The 18,604-nt window shown below is 64.3% G+C and carries 16 protein-coding genes; 9 read left to right on the top strand and 7 right to left on the bottom strand.

The window, feature by feature from the left end; translation table 11 throughout:
- Positions 1-30 precede the first annotated feature (30 nt).
- The 6 genes from IEY58_RS05040 to IEY58_RS05015 all read right to left on the bottom strand — a co-directional run bounded on the left by IEY58_RS05040 (position 31) and on the right by IEY58_RS05015 (position 5,859).
- Positions 31-1,017 carry a FecR family protein gene (locus IEY58_RS05040; protein ID WP_189043132.1) on the bottom strand — a complete coding sequence of 329 codons (987 nt, stop codon included), beginning with the start codon at positions 1,015-1,017 and terminating at the stop codon, positions 31-33.
- 33 nt (positions 1,018-1,050) lie between these two features.
- Positions 1,051-1,563, bottom strand: coding sequence for an RNA polymerase sigma factor (locus tag IEY58_RS05035; protein WP_229743493.1), 513 nt, complete (start codon positions 1,561-1,563; stop codon positions 1,051-1,053).
- Positions 1,564-1,823: 260 nt separating this feature from the next.
- Entirely contained in the window at positions 1,824-2,447 is a 624-nt protein-coding gene (locus tag IEY58_RS05030) for an STN domain-containing protein (protein WP_189043129.1), read from the bottom strand.
- A 211-nt stretch (positions 2,448-2,658) separates the two neighbouring features.
- The gene (locus tag IEY58_RS05025) at positions 2,659-3,033 is read right to left on the bottom strand and encodes a hypothetical protein (protein ID WP_189043127.1); all 375 of its coding nucleotides are present in this window, start codon (positions 3,031-3,033) and stop codon (positions 2,659-2,661) included.
- A 91-nt stretch (positions 3,034-3,124) separates the two neighbouring features.
- A complete protein-coding gene (locus IEY58_RS05020) occupies positions 3,125-4,309 on the bottom strand; it encodes a hypothetical protein (RefSeq protein WP_189043125.1) in 1,185 nt (394 codons plus the stop codon).
- A 149-nt stretch (positions 4,310-4,458) separates the two neighbouring features.
- On the bottom strand, positions 4,459-5,859 hold the full coding sequence (locus tag IEY58_RS05015) for a hypothetical protein (RefSeq protein ID WP_189043123.1): 1,401 nt from the start codon (positions 5,857-5,859) through the stop codon (positions 4,459-4,461).
- Positions 5,860-6,401: 542 nt separating this feature from the next.
- Between IEY58_RS05015 and IEY58_RS05010 the strand changes: the two genes are divergently transcribed.
- The 7 genes from IEY58_RS05010 (at position 6,402) to IEY58_RS04980 (ending at position 16,502) form a co-directional block, all read left to right on the top strand.
- Complete coding sequence (locus tag IEY58_RS05010) at positions 6,402-7,082, top strand: winged helix-turn-helix domain-containing protein (RefSeq protein ID WP_189043121.1); 681 nt, start codon at positions 6,402-6,404, stop codon at positions 7,080-7,082.
- Entirely contained in the window at positions 7,075-8,493 is a 1,419-nt protein-coding gene (locus IEY58_RS05005; protein ID WP_189043119.1) for a sensor histidine kinase, read from the top strand. The genes IEY58_RS05010 and IEY58_RS05005 overlap by 8 nt, the downstream gene beginning before the upstream one ends.
- 317 nt (positions 8,494-8,810) lie before the next feature.
- The gene (locus IEY58_RS05000; RefSeq protein ID WP_189043117.1) at positions 8,811-10,220 is read left to right on the top strand and encodes a carbohydrate porin; all 1,410 of its coding nucleotides are present in this window, start codon (positions 8,811-8,813) and stop codon (positions 10,218-10,220) included.
- A gap of 176 nt (positions 10,221-10,396) precedes the next feature.
- The gene (locus IEY58_RS04995) at positions 10,397-11,500 is read left to right on the top strand and encodes an efflux RND transporter periplasmic adaptor subunit (protein WP_229743492.1); all 1,104 of its coding nucleotides are present in this window, start codon (positions 10,397-10,399) and stop codon (positions 11,498-11,500) included.
- Complete coding sequence (locus IEY58_RS04990; protein WP_189043113.1) at positions 11,493-14,606, top strand: efflux RND transporter permease subunit; 3,114 nt, start codon at positions 11,493-11,495, stop codon at positions 14,604-14,606. The genes IEY58_RS04995 and IEY58_RS04990 overlap by 8 nt, the downstream gene beginning before the upstream one ends.
- An 8-nt stretch (positions 14,607-14,614) precedes the next feature.
- Complete coding sequence (locus IEY58_RS04985; RefSeq protein WP_189043111.1) at positions 14,615-16,093, top strand: efflux transporter outer membrane subunit; 1,479 nt, start codon at positions 14,615-14,617, stop codon at positions 16,091-16,093.
- Positions 16,077-16,502, top strand: a complete 426-nt coding sequence (locus IEY58_RS04980) for a cupredoxin domain-containing protein (RefSeq protein ID WP_189043109.1) — start codon at positions 16,077-16,079, stop codon at positions 16,500-16,502. The genes IEY58_RS04985 and IEY58_RS04980 overlap by 17 nt, the downstream gene beginning before the upstream one ends.
- A gap of 48 nt (positions 16,503-16,550) precedes the next feature.
- Here IEY58_RS04980 and IEY58_RS04975 read toward each other — a convergent pair whose 3' ends face one another.
- The gene (locus tag IEY58_RS04975; protein ID WP_189043107.1) at positions 16,551-17,057 is read right to left on the bottom strand and encodes a Fur family transcriptional regulator; all 507 of its coding nucleotides are present in this window, start codon (positions 17,055-17,057) and stop codon (positions 16,551-16,553) included.
- A gap of 56 nt (positions 17,058-17,113) precedes the next feature.
- On the opposite strand from IEY58_RS04975, the gene IEY58_RS04970 reads away from it, so the two are divergent.
- Positions 17,114-17,275: a hypothetical protein gene (locus IEY58_RS04970; protein ID WP_189043105.1), complete on the top strand. Its 162-nt coding sequence runs from the start codon at positions 17,114-17,116 to the stop codon at positions 17,273-17,275.
- Between the two features lie 271 nt (positions 17,276-17,546).
- Positions 17,547-18,452, top strand: coding sequence for a LysR substrate-binding domain-containing protein (locus tag IEY58_RS04965; protein ID WP_189043103.1), 906 nt, complete (start codon positions 17,547-17,549; stop codon positions 18,450-18,452).
- The last annotated feature ends 152 nt before the right edge of the window (positions 18,453-18,604 follow it).

The following is an 18,604-nucleotide window of genomic DNA, read 5'->3' as shown; positions in this document are numbered from 1 at the left end:
ATTTTTTGTCGGACCGGAATCTGCCCGGGCTCAGCCGAGCAGCACCACGCCCCCCGGCAGGACGGTCGCCCGGGCGCCGAACGCCTGCTCGATATGCGCCACCACCTCGTCGATCCGATCGAGATGAAAGCTCGCGACGACATCGCGGGCGCCGAGGCCGGCATCGAGCAAGACGATCCGTCCCGGCCGGTACCGGTTCACCTCGGCGATGACGTGCGCGAGGGTTTCGTGCCGGAAAATCAGCACCCCGTGCTGCCATGCTGTCGCCGCCGCCACATCGATCGGCGAGACCGGCCCTAGCCCGCTCCTGTCGTAAGTGATCTGGTGCCCGGGCGGCACCGTTGCGGAACGATCATGGCGAGCGACTTCGACCGCGCCATCGAGGCTGGTGACGCGGACGGTCGCCTCATCGCGGCGGATGATGAACCGGGCCACGGACGCGCTGACACGACCGTCCGCCGCCAGAACAGTGACGGGGTCAGCAGCACTGGCGTTCGCCGTTATGGCCGCCTCGCCGGAGATGAGATCGATCCCGCGCTTGCCCGACGAGCCGGTGCCGATATCGACGCTCGTCCGTGTATTCAGCAGCAGCGACACATCGCCCGCCACGACGACTTGTCGCTGTTCTCCTGTGCCGGTCCGGTAATCAGCCCGCAACTCGTCGATGGAGGGCCAGAGACCGAACGGGGGTCGTGTCCCGAGATATGCGGCCGCCCCAGCCGAGGCGGCCAGGGCGCCGCCGATGAAAGCGCGGCGTCCGAGGTGCTGGGCCGCGTACCGGCCGGCGACGTCGGCGACCGGCCCGCGCCGGGCGATCTCCTTCGCTGCGGGGCCGAGCGCCTCCCACAGCAGCTTGGCTTCGGCGAAGGTCCGCCGATGCAGCTCGCTCTGCTCGCGCCAGCGACGCAGCGCGATCGCGTCCTCTTGCGTCGCCTTGCCAGAGGTCAGGCGCATGACCCAGGCCATGGCCTGATCCTTCACCGCGGCCTCCTCGCGCGTGCCCTGATCGGTCTCCATGCCTTCGTGCGCCCAATCCGCCACAATCGTTTCCTATCTCTTAGACGATGCCGAACGGCCCGTCCCGAACGGTTGTGAACGATTTATTTCCAGCCGGTCCCGGCAATGGTCGAGCGCCTGCTTGAGTTCGCGCTCCACAAGGCGCGTCGAAATCCCGAAACGGGCCGCGATTGCCGCATGGGACGCCCCGTCGAGCCGCGCCGCCATGAAGATCGCCCGCTTCCGTGGCGGCAGATCATCAAGCGCCTGCACCAGGGCGCGAAGCGACGAGCGCCCTTCCGCAACCCGCTCGGGATCGAGCTCGTCCTGCTCGAGCCGCAGCAGCAGTTCGATTTCGGAGCGGCCGAGCCGCCGATTGTCCGACCGGCGCAGGTCGGCCGCGATATTGAGGGCGATGCGGAAAAGATACGGCAGCGGGCGCTGAACCGGCCCCTCTCCCGGCGTCCGCTCGACACGGAGATAGGTTTCCTGCAGCACCTCATCCGCGGCGTCGGCGGACCCCAGCCGGCGCGCGAGCCGTCCCTTCAATGCGCTGTAATTGCTCATGAACAGCCGCAGCAGCAGGGCTTGGTTTGTATCCGCCATAATGCTGGCTTGAGGGCTCGCTTGCAGAGACGCTACCGACGTCGATCGGTTGCCGTGGAATTCATACAGCTCCGGCAGTCATATCGTCGGAGTGTTATCTTTTTTTGTCGGTGTCCTAGAGCCGGATCGGAATGAGTGGAATCGCCTCGCGATCCACTCATTCCGTGAAGCCGTCTCCAATCAGATAGTTAGAGCGCGAAATCGCGGCGAGCTGAGTGTTGCTATGAGCAATCGCCGCTGACCTGCGGCGAGCGCGGCAGGATCACCACGATGACAGGTTGCGGAAGCGCCACCGGCGGCGGCGTTCCGACCCCGCTCCCCACGAGAGTTTCGTGAAGTCGCCGGTCGCGCACCGGATCGCCGGTCGAGCTCAGCAGATCGGCCCTGGAGACCGTACCGGACGGATCGAGCCAAAGCCGCATGGCGGCGCGGTAAGAGCCGGGCCGCGTGCCGAGCTCGCGGCACAGCATGCGAACGACAGCATTTTGTACGAGGGCCGAATAATCTCGATAAAGCGCGCTGCTGGGGATCCGTTGGGGCGAGAGCGTGATGGCGTTGGAACCGATTTTCTCTGCCTTGAGGCCGCTTCCGAGCAACAGAACGCGCAGCGCCTGCTCGGGCGTAAAGACGCCTTCGACCGCCGCCGATCGCCGGCCGGCAACCTCTCGGCCGTCCACGAGGACCTCGATGCCTGTCGCGGTATCAAATGCGTAGAGCGCATCTTCAAGCGGTTGTGGCGGGATATCGAACGAGATGGCGCCCACTGCTGCTTCTGCCGCCGGTCCGGCATCCGCAGCGATGGCTCGCCCGGGAAGGCCCGCGACGGTTCCCAGAACCAGCAACACACTGGCGGCAAGGCTCCGAAGGGCATCACCCGCTAGGTTGCCGGCCTCTCGCCCAATTGTCATGGCACGACGATCGCCAGGGAACAGGTCGGAGCAGAACGTCGCCCGAATTCGCCCAAGATCACCCCCAAGGCGCGCAAGCCGGCTTGGTCTATCACAGCCAGGCGCCACGACGGGCACCGAAATCCGTCGCCGGCGCGAACTTTCAGGCTCACAGGCAAGATGGCATCGAGCCATTGCCGCCGTCCGATGCTTTGTCGCACCACTCGAACGACGTCTTGAGGTCTATCGTTGAAAATACGGTATGGCCGCGATGGCTCTCGTAGCCCATTGCCGGGCGGCCATTCAGCTCGCCGGACCACCAGGCACCGGAGTTCTTGCCGGAAAACCGGATTTCGGCCTCTCCAGCAGTAAATATCATGTGGTGCTCCAGGTTGGACGTGACGGAGTCCGTTATCCGGCACGGTTTGGCCTGCTCCGCATCAAGCCGGCAGAAAGCTTGCCAACTGACGGGACTGCCCGCGTATCCGTCCACAATCGTGCCGAGCAAAACAAACGCACCGATGATCGTCACGATACGCTGCATGACCGGCCTTCTGCCGACGGTTTCTCTGTGGCGCCGGAGAAAATCTGCCAATCGGCCCATCGGTTTTCCTTCAATGATCACGGTCGCGGGCTCACGGCCTGCCGACGAGACCCGCGTCGGTCAGCAGCGTCGCACGCAGATCAACATTCTGCTGGCGTTTGAACGCCTGCCAGACCACATCCGCCAATTGCTGTCGGGCCCTTTGATCCGCCAGGCGCTCGGCTTCCTGGCGCAAATGGATCAGCCAGACCGTTTTATACATAATTTCTTCGGCGCCAAGCTGACGCTGCACCGGATCAAGATGGATGCCCTGCTCGGCAAGCACCTCGTGCAGCTGCCCGCCCACAGCCTGCACTTGCGGCTTGGTCGGCGGGGGAGCCTGGTTGGCCGCCATCCACATCGCCACATAGTAGGCGGCAGTGACATCCGCCAGATCGTTCAGGTGCAGCCCATAGGGTGAAATCGCCAGGCCGAATTGCGACCGGACATCCTGCTGCTGGAGCGAGAGCTCGATCTGTCTTGTCAGGCCGTTGCTTGCGCCGCGATGAATGTCATCCAGAAAGGCTTGCCTCGCGCGCGCGGAGACCGCCGGATCGTTCCCGACCGTAAGGTCGACTGTCGTCCCGCGTGCTGAATGCACAGCCTTGTCCGGCCCGGCAGCCCTCTGCAGGATGTTGCGGCTGAGCTGCGGCGAGATGATCGGGAAGTTGAAGTTGGCGAAGGAGCCGGGGCTGCCGCCGAATGCCAGGGCTTGTGCGTGGGCCGGGACGGGCATGGCCAGAAGCAGGGACAGTGCCGCATGTCGAATGGAGAGGCGCCGGTTCTTCATTTCGGTTTCCAATCTATCCTCGGTTGTTACATGAACATCCGATCCGGCGAAAAATCCCATGCCGTCAGGCCTCGGGTGCATGCGTGAGGTTGAGGACCATGTCTCGCAGAAATCCCAGCACCGTGCGCCCGGCATTCGGCCGTTCCGCCAATGAATGAGACGCCATCGGCCGCACGCAGGCGGTTTCCCGCTCGCCTGTACGGGCTCTCGCTGCTCGCGATCCTCCTCCTGACGTTCTTCCCGGTTCTTTCCGTCGTCGCGGCCGGCCTTCTCGCAAACATTGCGGAATGCGAACTGAACGAGGCGGCGGTTCACCCTTGCGTGATTGCCGGCCATGATTTCGGTGACCCGCTCTACACCATGGCGGTTCTCGGATGGCTGGCACTCGCGACCATCCCCTTCGGGGGTGCTCTGTTGATCTGCTGGGCCGTCGTCTTTTGCATCCATCTCCGCCGCAACGCTCTTCGCCGGCCGGCAGGCCCGCCCCGTCGACCGGCCGGCGATTGACACGCCGCGATCAAAGCCCGGGACTAAACATCTGGATCACCGTCGGCATGCGCGAGGTCGAGGCGAACGGGCAGATGCAACAACCGTCCCTACTTTGGCAGATAGACGGCACCAACCGAGCTGTCGCTGACGAGCACGTAATTCTCCAAAAGGGCATCGAAGAAATCGTTGGTGAACCGGGTCGGTCCGTCGAAATCCGAAACACGCCGGCCGTTCGGCGTGGTGCGGAACCGCGCGCGCGTGCGCAACTGCACCACCGCTATGGCACGTCGCTTCAGCAGGCCGGTCACAGCTTCGTCGTCGACCCGTCCGGCGAGAATGGCTTGGTAGGAGTTGTAGGGATCGACGACCAGCGGCTTGCCCGCATCGAAGCACAGCAACAGGCTTTCGCAGATCGCTGGCCCCGGGTGCGCCGTCAGCAGGCGCCGCGCCGCTTCGAAGTCTGCGGTCCGCTGAGCCGCAGGCGTGCCGTCGACAGAGAACCGGACCAGGTTGACGATGGGCGTGCGAATGCGGTCGAGGATCGGGGCGGCGATGATCGCCGGCAGCAACAGGACGAGCATGGTGCGGCCGCGACCGGCCGGCATCGGCGCCCGGCTGCAGCGATCGATGGCGAGCCCGCCCGTGATGGCGAGAAAAACGGCCATGTCGATGAAGTTGTTATAGGAGACGCCCGCGCCGCCGGCGAAGGCGACCGACGACAGGAAGGAGATCGTGCCCCAGGCGACGATCGCCACGTGACGGTGCGGCCCTTTCACTCGAGCGAAAAACACGCCCAGCGCGACGAGCGGAATCTTGAACGCGTTGAAGAACTTGCGCAGATGGGGCAGCAGGTGGTGGAGCCCCCATTCGCGCGGCGCCAGAAGCTCGGTCAAAAAATCGCCGCCGGCCAAGGCATAGGTCGCACCGAAGAGCGCGAGGATCGCGCCGGTCGACAAGAGCAGCCACTGCCACAGCACGCGACGATGGTTGACGGCGATATCGAGCGTGATCGCGCAGGGAATGGCGACGAGATTGTGCTTCGTGAAGCCCGCAAGCGCCATCAGGGCGGCCGTCATCGCCAGCCGGCGCGTCGTGGGCGCTCTGCCCAGATGGTGGGCCAACGCGAGCAGCATCAAAGCCTCGGCGAGCAGCTGCGGGTCGTCCACACCGACCCATCGCGGCGCCTGGACCCCCACGAACCCGACGGCGAGGAAGGCCGTGCAGATGGAACCGATCCCCTTGCCGCCAAGACGGCGGACGATCCAGGCCGACGTCAGCCCGATCGAGGCCAGCCCCAGGAGGTTGAGCAACCGGCCCGCCATAAGAACGCCGCCGGCGAGGGGCGCCAACCACGCGGCCAGAAAGAACGACAGGAATGGATAATTGACCGGCCGCAGCGGATTGCCGGCATAGAATGGACCGCCGTCCAGGGCGCGGGCCGCGTGATAGGCGTTCCAGCCTTCGTTGTAGTTGCGCTCGAACGGCAGGCTCGCTGCGAGGAGCGGCATGGCGATATGCAGGATCGCGCCGATCGCGAGCAGGGCGCAGCAACAGCGAAAGACACGCCGAGCAACGACCGTGGGCGATCGCACATCGCCTCGGGCTGGCGCTCCCAGTAGCTCGGAAACCCGGAACGCAGGGACTACCAGCGTCGGCCCGTCAGGCAAAGCGTCCTCCGTTGCACCGCCCTCCCCCGGCGCGCGATAAGAATAGTTCACAATAATAAATTTCTCCTGGTCACGAGAGGCAAGCAAGCCCCAAAGCCCATGAAGCATGGCCTATATCATGACCGGATCCGACTTCAGCAGATCTGAAACATTAACATTTGGCAATGTAGCGAGGGCGAAGAAGAGGACCGAACGCCGCACTGTAAAAATGAGTTCGCAGCGCGCGACTGGCCGGGGAGCGCGTATCGCGCTGGGGAGAACGCCCTCCCGCACGCAGGGACGGTTTGGCCCAATGGATCAGCATTCTTGATAATTCGCCGTCATGCGGCGTGATCGCGCGGGTTATAGTCGGTTTCCGACCTGAGTGATGGAGCCTTCCGCGCGTGCGGTGCTTGGTAATCGAGGATGAAGCGGACACCGGGCGATATGTCTGCAACGGGCTGCGCGAGGCCGGTCATACGGTGACGCTGTCGTGCGACGGTGCCGACGGGCTTCATCTCGCCAGCAATGAGCGGTGGGACCTCATCATCCTCGATCGCATGCTGCCGGGTGATGTCGACGGACTGTCGATCCTGCGGACGCTCAGGTTGCTCGGCAAGACGACGCCGGTCCTGGTGCTGAGCGCTCTTGCGAGCCTCGACGAACGCGTCAAAGGGCTGCGCGGCGGCGGTGACGATTATCTGGCGAAGCCGTTTGCGTTCTCCGAGCTGCTCGCACGCGCGGAAGCGCTGTTTCGCCGCTCCAATATCCACGAGGAAGTCTCCGAGCTCCGGATCGCGGATCTGCGGCTCGACCTCCGGAGCCGCAAGGTCGAGCGCGCCGGGCAGGCGATCGCGATCCAGCCGCGCGAGTTCCGTCTGCTCGAGTATCTGATGCGGCACCAGGGACAGGTCGTCACGCGCACGATGCTGCTCGAGGCGGTATGGGACTATCATTTCGACCCGCAGACGAACGTGATCGACGTGCAGATCAGCCGGCTGCGCAACAAGATCGACCGCGGGTTCAGCCCGCAGCTGCTCCGCACCGTGCGCGGCGTCGGCTACTCGCTGGCCGCCGATGAATAAGTCGCCCCAATCCGTCACCGTGCGGCTGGCGGTCGGTTACGGCCTGCTCGTCCTCCTGTGCCTGCTTGCTGCGTCCGCAACCTTCTACTTCGCCACCGTGGGCGTGCTCGCACGCGAAATCGACTCGGCGCTGACCGCCAGCTCGGCCCGCCTTACGCGCCATTTCGACCAGCGCGGCGCCGAGACCGTGCGGCAAGAGATCGAGCAGCTGCTGACCGACGGCATCAACCAGGATACCGAAGTCTATCTGCTGCTGGCACCGGACGGCCGCAGGCTCGCCGGAAACCTCGATCGGTGGCCGGGCACTCTGCCTTCGTTCGACACGCTTTCGGACCAGAAGGTGGTTCGCTACGGCCGGACGTCGACCAGCCGGCTGCTGCCGCACCAGCTCGCGAACGGCTATGTCCTCGTGGTCGGCCGCGACATGCAGGACCAGCGGGAAATTGAGGCGTTGGTTGTGCGCGCGCTGGCGATCGGCAGCGCCATTGCGGTTCTTCTGGCCGCCTTCGGCGCGAGCCTGTTCCGGCGGCAGATCGAAAGGCGGATCATGGAGATCCGCCGAATGACCTTGGACATCAAGGCGGGCAATCTCCGTCGGCGGATTCCGATCACCGAGGGCGGCGACGAGTTCGCCAAGCTCAATCGCGATCTCAACAATATGCTCGACTGGATCGAGCACTTGATGGACGGCGTTCGCCATGTCTCGAACGCGATCGCCCATGACCTCCGGACACCGCTCGCTCGGATCCGCAGCCGGCTCGACGAGGCGATCCAGCCCCAGAAGGAACCCTCGGCAGTCACCGCAGCCGCCGAGGGTGCTATCCAGCAGATCGACGATCTGAGCCAGCTGCTGGATCGATTGCTACAGATCGCCGAGGCCGAGGCCGGCGCCGGCCGGGAGAGCTTCTCGCCCGTCGACCTTCGGCCGATCGTAGTCGACATTGCAGAGCTTTATGACGCCGCCGTCGAGGCATGCGGCATGACGCTCGAGACCGAAATCGTCGGTGAGCCACGCACGTTCGGCGACAAGCATCTGCTTGCCAGCGCGCTTGCCAATCTCGTCGATAACTCGATCAAGCATTCTGGTGCCCCAGGCGTGATCAGGATCACGGCCATCGAGGAGGCCGAGACGGTCGTGCTGGCCGTGAACGACAACGGCACGGGCATTCCCGCAGACGAGCTGCCGCGCGTGGTCGAGCGCTTCTATCGCCTCGACCAGAGCCGTTCGCGCCCCGGGAGCGGGCTGGGCCTGTCGATCGTCGCGGCGATTACCAGCCTCCATTTCGGCAAGCTCAAGCTGGAGGACGCCCGCCCCGGACTCTCTGCGCGCATAGTGTTGCCCAAATGGGAGGCGCGCACCTTTCCAAATGGTAAGGTGGCGGAAACCTCCGGGATAACCGGGGCTCTGTAACGTCCGCCCCGACCTTGCGGCGCGCCTTGTCGCTGACGGCGCACAAAGGGGGATGGCGAAGTGAGCGACCAGAAAAGATCGCCGGCACGGCAGGCCGGCCCTGACATACCGTCCTAGCGCCACAAGAGTGTCGCCCAGACGCGACGCATTCAATTCGGTGCGAACACTTTCGTGCCGACAAGCTTTCGTTCAGCTGCAGCAACCGAAGACGGCCACCAAGGCCGCGACCGCCCCCGCGCAACGGCCCCCAGCGTGAAGGCTTGGGACCACCGCGAGCGCGGCGCGCTTCGTTGCGCAGCCCGCCGGACTCCAAGAACATGAGCGACTTGAACCGGAAAGGCCCGACCGTCAAAGCCGAGGCAGGTTTGGTGCCGCGGTTGGACGCATTCCTCGACCGGCTCCGGACGCGATATGGCGTCGCCGGGTTCGTCGGGCTGATGCTCGTCATCCAGACGCTCGCGGCGCGGGCCGACGATCAGCCGGCGCCCGGCAGCGGCGACGAAGGCGCGGATTGGAGCAACCACTACCAGCTGACCTACATCGAGCAGGGCAACCCCGCCTTCACATCGCCCTATCGCGGCCCGAACAGCCTCGATCCGGGCACGCGCACGCGGGAGACGATCAGCGCCACGGCCATGTGGGGCTATCGCCTGCTGCCGAACACCGAGCTCTATTTCAATCCAGAGTTCAACCAGGGCTTCGGCTTGAGCCACACGTTCGGCTTGGCTGGCTTCCCGAACGGCGACGCGCAGAAGGCGGGCGCCGACGTACCGAAGCTCAATATCGCGCGGCTCTATATCAAGCAGACCATTGGCCTCGGCGGCGAGACCGAAGAGGTCGAGGACGATCTGAACCAGATCGCGGGCCGGCGCGATATTGCCCGGATCACCATTTGGGCCGGCAAGCTCGCGGTCAACGACATCTTCGATACGAACAGCTACGCCCATGATTCCCGGAACGATTTCTTTAACTGGGCGATCTGGGAGGGGGGCGCCTACGACTATGCCGCCGACCAGAAGGGCTACACGGACGGCGTGGCGATCGAGCTGAACCAGAAGAGCTGGGCCGTGCGGCTCGGCGACTTCCTGGTGCCGAAATTCTCCAACGACCGCGACCTCGACACGAATTTCCTGAAGCGCGGCGGCTATCAGGCCGAATTCGAGCAGCGCTATCAGCTATTCGATCACGATGGCAAGGCGCGGGTAACGCTGTTCGCCAACCGGGCCAACATGGGCTCTTATGCAGCAGCGCTGCAGAACCCGACCATCGATATTACCGCGAGCCGGACGGATCGCTGGAAATACGGCTTTGTGCTCGGTGCCGAGCAGGGCATCACCGACGATCTCGGTGCCTTCGCCCGCTTCAGCTACAACGACGGCCAGAGCGAAATCATCTCGTTCACCGACATTTCGCGCAGCGCATCGGCCGGCATCAGCCTGAAGGGCACCGCCTGGGACCGTCCGACTGACACCGTCGGGCTCGCCGGCGCGGTGAATGCGCTCTCGCGCGTCCAGGCCGACTATTTCAAGGCCGGCGGCCTCGGCATCCTGATCGGCGACGGCAAGCTCACCTACGGCACTGAGGATATCGTCGAGGGCTATTACCGTTACCAAGTCAGCGAACCGATCTCGCTCACCTTCGACGGTCAGTTCATCAATAATCCCGCCTACAACACCGATCGCGGTCCCGTCTGGATCTTCGCGGTTCGATTGCACGTCCAGATTTAGTCAAGATCAAATTGACCATCAGGCGGATCTCTACTTTTGGGGAAGCCGCCAGACACCGCCGCGACATGGGCGAACCAACCAAATCCGGCAGGAATCGGAGTGGAACGATGCGTAATTGGGTTCGTGCCCTAGGTTGGGCGCGTCAACATCGACGGCTGACGCTCGGCGCCGGAGCGATGCTTCTCAGCGCCGCCATCGGTCTTCCGAGCTTCATGTCGGGCCCGGGGCCGGCTCGCGCTGCCGACCCACCGGCCGCGCCGGCGCTCGTCCATGACCACGACAGAATCGTCGTTCCCGAGGGGTCGCCTTATCGCAAGCGCCTCTTCGTCGAGGCGGCGGCGACGCAACAGCTCCAGCGGGCGCTCGAAGTTCCGGCCACGGTCGAGGCCGATCCGGCGCTGACGGTGAAGGTGCTGCCGCCGCTCTCTGGGCGGATCGTCGATCTCAAGGTCTCGCTCGGCGACCACGTGAGCCAAGGCCAGGCGATTGCCGTCATCGAATCGCCCGATCTTGCCCAGGCCTATGACGACGACGCGAAGGCGCAGTCCGCACTTGAGCTGACCAAGAAGGCGTACGACCGGCAACGCGGCGTCACCGGCATCGGCGCCGGCGCCGACAAGGACCTGGAAACCGCGCGCGACGCCTATAACCAGGCGAACGCCGAATATCAGCGCACCCAGGCGCGCCTCAAGACGATCGGCCAGTTCGTCGATCTGAAGGACAAGTCGCGCCTATTGACGATCCGAGCGCCCATGAGCGGCGACGTGACCGAGCTCGACATCGCGCGGCGCGGCTACATCAACGACCCGACCCAGTCGCTGATGACGATCTCGCAGCTCGATACGGTCTGGGTCACAGCGAACGTGCCGGAGAAGGACATCGGCGTCGTCAAGAAGGGCGAGCAGGCAACCATCAAGTTCGCCGCCTATCCGACCGAGACGTTCCAGGGGAACGTGCAGTTCGTGAGCGCGGTGCTCGAGCCCGACACGCGCCGGAGCAAGGTGCGCATCGCCTTCGCGAACCCCAGCGGCCGCTTCAAGCCCAACATGTTCGCGACCGCCACCTTCATGCGCGCCGAGATCCCGCAGCTGGTCCTGCCGACCTCGGCCTTGCTCATGAACAACGACAACACGACGGTCTTCGTCGAGGTCGCACCCTGGACGTTCGTGCGCCGCACCGTCGAGCTCGAATATCAGACGGGCGACGCGGTCACGATCGTCAACGGCGTGGCGCTCGGCGAGCGGGTGCTGATTAAGGGCGGGGTGCTCTTGAATGATTAGCAAGCTCGTCAGCCTCTGCCTCGACAAACGGCTCGTGGTGGTGATGATCGCGGTCTTCGCCGCGGTCTACGGCTACTATTCCTGGACGCAGCTCGCCGTCGAGGCCTATCCGGACATTGCCGACGTGACCGCCCAGGTCACGACCCAGGCGCCCGGCCTCGCCGCCGAGGAAATCGAGCAGCAGATCACGGTGCCGCTTGAGCGGGCCCTCGCCGGCACGCCCGGCCTCTCCACCATGCGGTCGAGCAGCACGTTCGGGCTCTCGCTCATCACGATGGTGTTCCGCGATGGCGCCGAGGACTATTGGGAACGGGAGCGGATCAACGAGCGGATCCAGCAGGTGGCGCTCCCGCCCGGCATCACGCCGGGCCTCGATCCGGTCACGAGCCCGATCGGCGAGATCTATCGCTACACGCTCGAGTCCGACACCAAGAACCTGATGGAATTGTCGGAAATCCAGCGCTGGATCGTCATCCCGGCGCTCCAGCAGGTGCCCGGCATCACGAACGTCGACAATTTCGGCGGCTTCACCAAGCAGTTCCAGCTCGAGCTCGACCCGAAAGCGCTGCTCCGCTATGGCCTCGCGCTGAACGATGTCGTCACTGCAATCAACGCCAACAACGCGAACGCCGGCGGCAGCCGGATCACGCGCGGCGAGCAGGCCTACGTCATTCGCGGCATCGGCATGGTCCATTCGCTCGACGACCTCGGCAACATTGTGGTCACCCAGGCGAACGGCGCGCCTGTTCTGGTCAAGGACGTCGGCAAGCTGCAGTTCAGCCACCAGGAGCGCGAGGGCATCCTCGGCAAGGACGGCAATCCCGACACGATCGAAGGCATCTGCGATCTCCTGAAGGGCGAGAACGCGTCGGAGGTGCTGAAGGGGCTGCATGCCAAGATCGCAGAGCTGCAGAAGAAGCTCGACCCGATGGGCGTGAAGATCGTGCCCTATATCGATCGCGACGAGCTCGTCCATGCAACCGTGAGCAAGGTCGGGCATACGGTGATCGAGGGTGTCGGCCTCGTCTTCATCGTCCTGATCCTGTTCCTGGGCAGCCCGCGCAGCGCGATGGTCGTGGCGGTCACGATCCCGATGGCGCTGGTCGCGGTCTTCGCCATCATGAATGCGTTCAAGATGCCGGCGAACCTGTTCTCGCTCGGCTCCATCGACTTCGGCATCATCGTCGACGGCGCCATCGTCGTGACCGAGGCGATCCTGCGCCGGCGCGAGGATGCGCCGAAAGAGCCGCTGACGCCGTACGACATCAAGGAGACGGCGCAGCACGTCATCCGGCCGATCTTCTTCGCGACTCTCATCATCATCACTGCCTATTTCCCGCTGTTCGCCTTCGAACGGGCGGAGGCGAAGCTGTTCTCGCCGATGGCCTATACCGTCGGCTTCGCGCTGTTCGGTGCCCTTCTCTGCACGCTGACGCTGATCCCCGGCCTCGCCTACATGGCATTCCGCAAGCCGCGGCCGGTGTTCCACAACAAACCGCTCATCTGGCTGCAGGCGCGTTACCAGGCGCTGCTCGGCGGATTGCTCGACCGGCCGGTCATCGCCTATGGCCTGACGGGCCTCACCTTCGCCGCCGTCGTGGTGCTGGGCCTGACGGTCGGCCGCGATTTCCTGCCGGACCTCGACGAGGGCGCGCTCTGGCTCCAGGTGCAGCTGCCGACCGGCCTGTCGCTCGAACAGGCGAGCGAGTTCGCCGGCGAGCTGCGCCGGGCAATCCGCGAATTCCCGGAAACGTCCTACGCGATCACGCAGCTTGGCCGCAGCGATGATCAGACCGACCCCTGGACCCCGTCGCACATCGAAGCGCCGGTCGGCCTCACCCCCTACGATACCTGGCCCCATGGCGAGACCAAGGCGCAGTTCGTGGCCAAGCTCAACGAGCGGCTGAACCAGCTCCCCGGCTTCCAGGTCGGCATCAGCCAGCCGATGATCGACGGCGTGAACGACATGGTCGGCGGCGCGCACAGCCCGCTGGTGATCCGCGTGTTCGGGCCCGACTTCAAGGAGCTGCGCCGGATCGGCAACGGCATCGTCGACGTGCTGAAGGGCATCCAGGGCACGGCCGACGCCGCCATCTTCCAGGAGCCGCCGATCCCGCAGATGGTGGTCAACATCAACCGCGCGGCGGCCGCGCGCTACGGCATCAACGTCCAGGACATCACCAACCTGGTCCAGACGGGTGTCGGCGGCAGCCCGATCGGCCAAGTCTATGTCGAAGATCGCGTCTACGGCATCACGGTCCGCTTCCCGGCGGAGGCGCGCAAGGATCCGGAGACGCTCGGCAACCTGACCCTGACCGCCGCCGGCGGTGCCAAGGTGCCGCTGGCGCAGCTCGCCTCGATCAAGCTGCAGAACGGCGAGAGCACGATCGCGCACGAGATGAACGAGCGGAACATCACCGTGCGTATCGACCTCGAGGACCGCGACCTCACGACCTATCTGGCCGAGGCCCAGCAAAAGATCGGGCAGGCCGTCCATTTCGACCCGCAGAAATATCGCCTCGAATGGGCAGGGCAGTTCGAAAACCAGCGGCGGGCCGAAGCGCGCCTGGTGCTGATCCTGGCTCTCGTCATGGGCCTCATGCTGCTCTTCCTCTACATCGGCTTCGGCCTCATGCGGCAGGCAGCGCTCGTGCTGGGTGTCGTGCCGCTCGCGACCTTGGGCGGTCTCATCGCGCTGCACGTCACCGGCGAGACGCTCAATGTCGCGACCGCCGTCGGCTTCATCGCGCTGTTCGGCGTGTCGGTGCAGAACGGCATCATCATGGTGGCGAACCTGAACCGTGTGCGCGAGCACGAAGGCCGGCTGCAGTCTGCCGTGCTCGCCGGTGCCACCGAACGGTTTCGGCCGGTGCTGATGACGGCCACCGTCGCGACCGTAGGCATGCTGCCGGCGGCGCTCGCGACCGGCGTCGGCAGCGACGTTCAGCGCGGCCTTGCCACGGTCGTGGTCGGCGGCCTCGTCGTCGCGACCCTGCTGACCCTGTTCATCCTGCCGACGCTCTATTTCGCGCTCGAGCGCTATGTCGAGCGGCGGACCGTCGTGAACCCCCTCGAACGCCCCGCGGAAGAGGGGGTCGACCTGTGAGAGCGCCCATGATCAACAAGCTGGTCCCGCGTACCGCGATCGTGGCCCTTCTGCTGAGCGGCTGCGCCGTGGGACCGGACTTCACGCCGCCGCCAGCGCCGGACGTCAAGGGTTACGCCAAGGAGCCCCTTGCGCCCGAGACCGTGTCCGTCGCGGCACCGGCGGGAGCCTCCCAGCGCTTCGTCGGCGACATGGATATCCCCGGGCAATGGTGGACGCTGTTCCATTCGCCGGCGCTCAATGCGCTGATCGAGCAGGCGCTCAAGACCAACCATGATTTGACGGCTGCCCAGGCGGCACTCCGGCAGGCCGAGGAAAACGAGAAGGCAACGGCCGCCTCGTTCTTTCCGACTGTCGAAGGCAACTACTCGGCAAGCCGGCAGAAGAATGCGCTCGGCACGCTCGCCGCTACCCTGTTCAACAACCAGCCGATCTTCTCGCTGCACACGGCGCAGCTCACGATCTCCTATACGCCCGACGTGTTCGGCGGGACGCGGCGGGCGGTCGAGTCCGCGATGGCGCAGGCCGAGCAGCAGCGCTTCGAGCTTGAGGCGACCTATCTCACGCTGACCTCGAATCTGGTGGCGGCAGCGGTGCAGGAAGCGTCGCTCAGGGGACAGATCGCCGCGACCGGGCGGCTGGTCGCGATCGAGCGGGAGCTGACGGACCTGTTCCATCGGCAACGGGCGCTGGGTCAGGTTGCCGATGCGGATATCCTGGTCCAGGAGGCGGCGCTCGCCCAAACCGAAGCGACGCTACCGCCGCTGGAAAAGCAATTGGCCCAGCAGCGCGATCTGGTGACGGCGCTGTGCGGCCGTCTGCCGAGCAACGAGCCCGAGCAGACGTTCGAGCTCGCCTCGCTCGACTTGCCCGTGGAGCTGCCGGTCAGCCTGCCGTCGAACCTCGTCGAGCAGCGGCCGGACGTGCGGGCGGCCGAGGAGAACCTGCACGCGGCAACCGCCGAGGTCGGCGTCGCGATCGCCGCCATGCTGCCGCAGTTCTCAATCTCGGGCTTCAGCGGCACGGCTGCGACCGACATCGCCAAGCTGTTCACGCCGGGCAACGGCTTCTGGGGCATCACCGGCGGCGTGGACCAGACCTTCTTTGACGGCGGCGCGCTGCTGCACAAGCGCCGCGGCGCCGATGCAGCGATGGACCAGGCGGCCGAGCAATACCAGAGCACGGTCGTGGCCGCGTTCCAGAACGTGGCCGACGCGCTCCACGCGGTCAAATCGGATGCGGATGCGCTCAAGGCCCAGGTGGCAGCGGAGCAGGCGGCCGAGCGCAGCCTGGACTTGGTGCGCAAGGAGCTGCCGCTCGGCCAGGTCAGCCACCTCACCGTGCTCAATGCCGAGCAGATCTATCAGCAGGCGGTCATCGCGCGGGTTCAGGCGCAGGCCGCGCGCCTGGCCGATACCGCCGCCCTGTTCCAGGCGCTCGGCGGCGGCTGGTGGAACCGGAGAGACGTTGATGTCGCGAAGCTTTAATGGCGCGGGACGGCTTCGGCCGATTCTTGAAGCTATCATCCTCGGCGGCAGCCTCGCCGCCTGCGCCTTGTCTCAGGCGTCCGATCCGAACGAGTGGCGCAGCGTGACCGTCGTCAGCGGACGTTTCAACCGCGACAGCATCGTTATGACAGCACACACACCCGTCACGCTTGAGGTAGGGCTCAAGGGGCTGATGACGGCATCGATCCGCAGTCCCGAACTTGGGATCGAACCAACCCTGCTGCCGACCAATCCAGTGGACGAAAGCAAGACCCATGCGCCGGGTCCTGGCTACTTCAAGACGGTGAAAATCCCGATCCAGCCTTTGGCTGCCGGCAAATATCAAATCGTCTGCGACTGCGGCGGGCATGAAGAAAGCCTGCCCGTTATCATCCGACCGGAGGAATAGACCCGAGACACCCCCCGTCGTTTTTGCCGTGGCTCGAACTCGATCTCATCACCTTCGCACTCGGACGACTATATCGAGCCGTTTCGGCCCGATCTCCACGAGATTTTCCGGCAGATCGACGAGCCCGTCTTGCCGCGCCGGAACGGACAGCAACTCGCCGCTTTCCTCGTAGTAGATGTGATGGTGATGTTTCGTGTCTGTGTCGAAGAACACCTGACTTGGGCCGACGACGATACTCTTAAGCAGGCCGGCGTTCGTGAAGGCATGCAGGGTGTTATAGGCCGTTGCCTTGGCAAACCGCAGCCCTGAAGCCTTCATCTCAGTCCATAAATCGTCCGGGGTCACATGGCGATCGCCGTCTCTAAGTAAGAGCCGGAGGAGTGCGACGCGCTGCCGAGTAGGCCTCAGCCCGACAGCGACGAGACGGTGACTCGCATCTGCCCATGTTACCGACACCGCTTCCGCCTCAGGGCTGGATTTCTCCGATGCTGCTTCCCTGGCCGCCAGTCCCGACCTTATCGGCGTGCCTTGCGTGTGCCTTTCGGTTCTCGGCATGGTCGGCTCCGATTATTTGTTCTGATCACAGAGTCCCAACTGGATTCGAGCAGCCCATGGCCGAGTTTCGAAGCAATACTCTGGGCACGCCTCTCCAACTCGTTGTCTTTGAACTCGACAACTTCGCCACTTTTGAGATGCCTCAGGCGATGACGTTGATCGATATTAGCTTCGAATCACGAGTATTCGCCGATGCGGTCAATCGAGACCATCGGTAGCCAGAGGACGCAATAAACAAGGAGATCACGGGTCAGGACGGCGGAGTCGAGCAAGAGCGGCGACAACAAACCCGAGCCGGCACCCCACCGACCTCGTTTCGACGCGTCCTGGACAGAACAGGCCGGGATCCTTGTGGCAGCCGGCACGACGACAGTCCCCTCCCCTTTGGTAGTTTAGCGTTCTTTGAATGGATGATGGTCAACCCCTTGCCCTTTGTGAAATTGATTATAATTATGCCGACGATTGACAATAGCTATTGTTTGGGACGACATGACATTGCAAGAGCTTCGCTACCTCATTGCCGTTGCCGATTACGGCCATTTCGGCCGTGCGGCAGAGGCGTGTCATGTGACCCAGCCGACGCTCAGCACTCAGCTGAAAAGGCTAGAGGACTTCCTCGGCGCGACATTGTTCGAGCGCACCAACAAGACAGTTCATGTGACACCCATCGGCGAGGAAGTCGTCGCAAGAGCCCGCAAGGTTGTCGCAGAAGCGGACGCCCTTGTGGATTCGGCTCAGGAAAACAAAGAGCCATTGAGCGGCCCACTTCACATCGGCATCATTCCGACCTTGAGTCCTTATCTGCTTTCCTGGCTGCTTCCGGCGCTGAAACTTGCCTATCCGCATCTTCAGATGGTCGTACACGAGGATCTGACGGACCACCTCCTGGAAAGGCTGACAGATCATAAGCTCGACGCGGCACTCCTGGCGCTGCCCGTGGATACCGCAGACCTCGAGGCCATGCCGCTTTTTAATGAGCCGTTTTTCTTCGCCGCACCAAAGGGCCATCCGCTCACCAAGACCAAGACGGTCAAGGTATCGGAGCTCAAGAACGAGCATCTGCTCCTGCTTACTGATGGCCATTGCCTGCGCGATCAGGCGCTCGCGGTCTGCGGCTTCTCAGAAGCCGCTCGAAACGAAGAAATGGACTTTCGCGCCACCAGTCTCGAGACGATCCGCAGCATGGTGGCGGCCGGCATGGGTTGCACGCTGATGCCCGCGCTAGCGGTCGCCGGCGGCGCGTCTCGTGACATCGAGGTCCGCCCGCTCGCAGGCCGTAGATCTTCGCGGCAGATCGGCCTTGTCCGGCGCCGGACCTACCCGAAGCTCCGCGAACTTCAGCTCTTCGGGCAGGCCATTCGTGACAGTCTCCCTCCGTCCGTCGTCGCAGCCTAGCCTGCGCTTCCCTGTCCCAGGCATTCCCGTCCCAGACCAGCGCTGAATGTGACGATCGACAATCTCAATCGATCTGATCCAGACAATCAATTTTACAAAACAACAACCAAAGTTAGAACAATTCCAGACAGATGGGGTACCCCATCTGATGC

The sequence above is a fragment of the Aliidongia dinghuensis genome, from assembly GCF_014643535.1.
Taxonomy (GTDB): Bacteria; Pseudomonadota; Alphaproteobacteria; order ATCC43930; family CGMCC-115725; genus Aliidongia; species Aliidongia dinghuensis.
The sequence above is the reverse complement of the archived record's forward strand: the minus strand, read 5'-3'. Positions and strand labels throughout refer to the sequence as shown.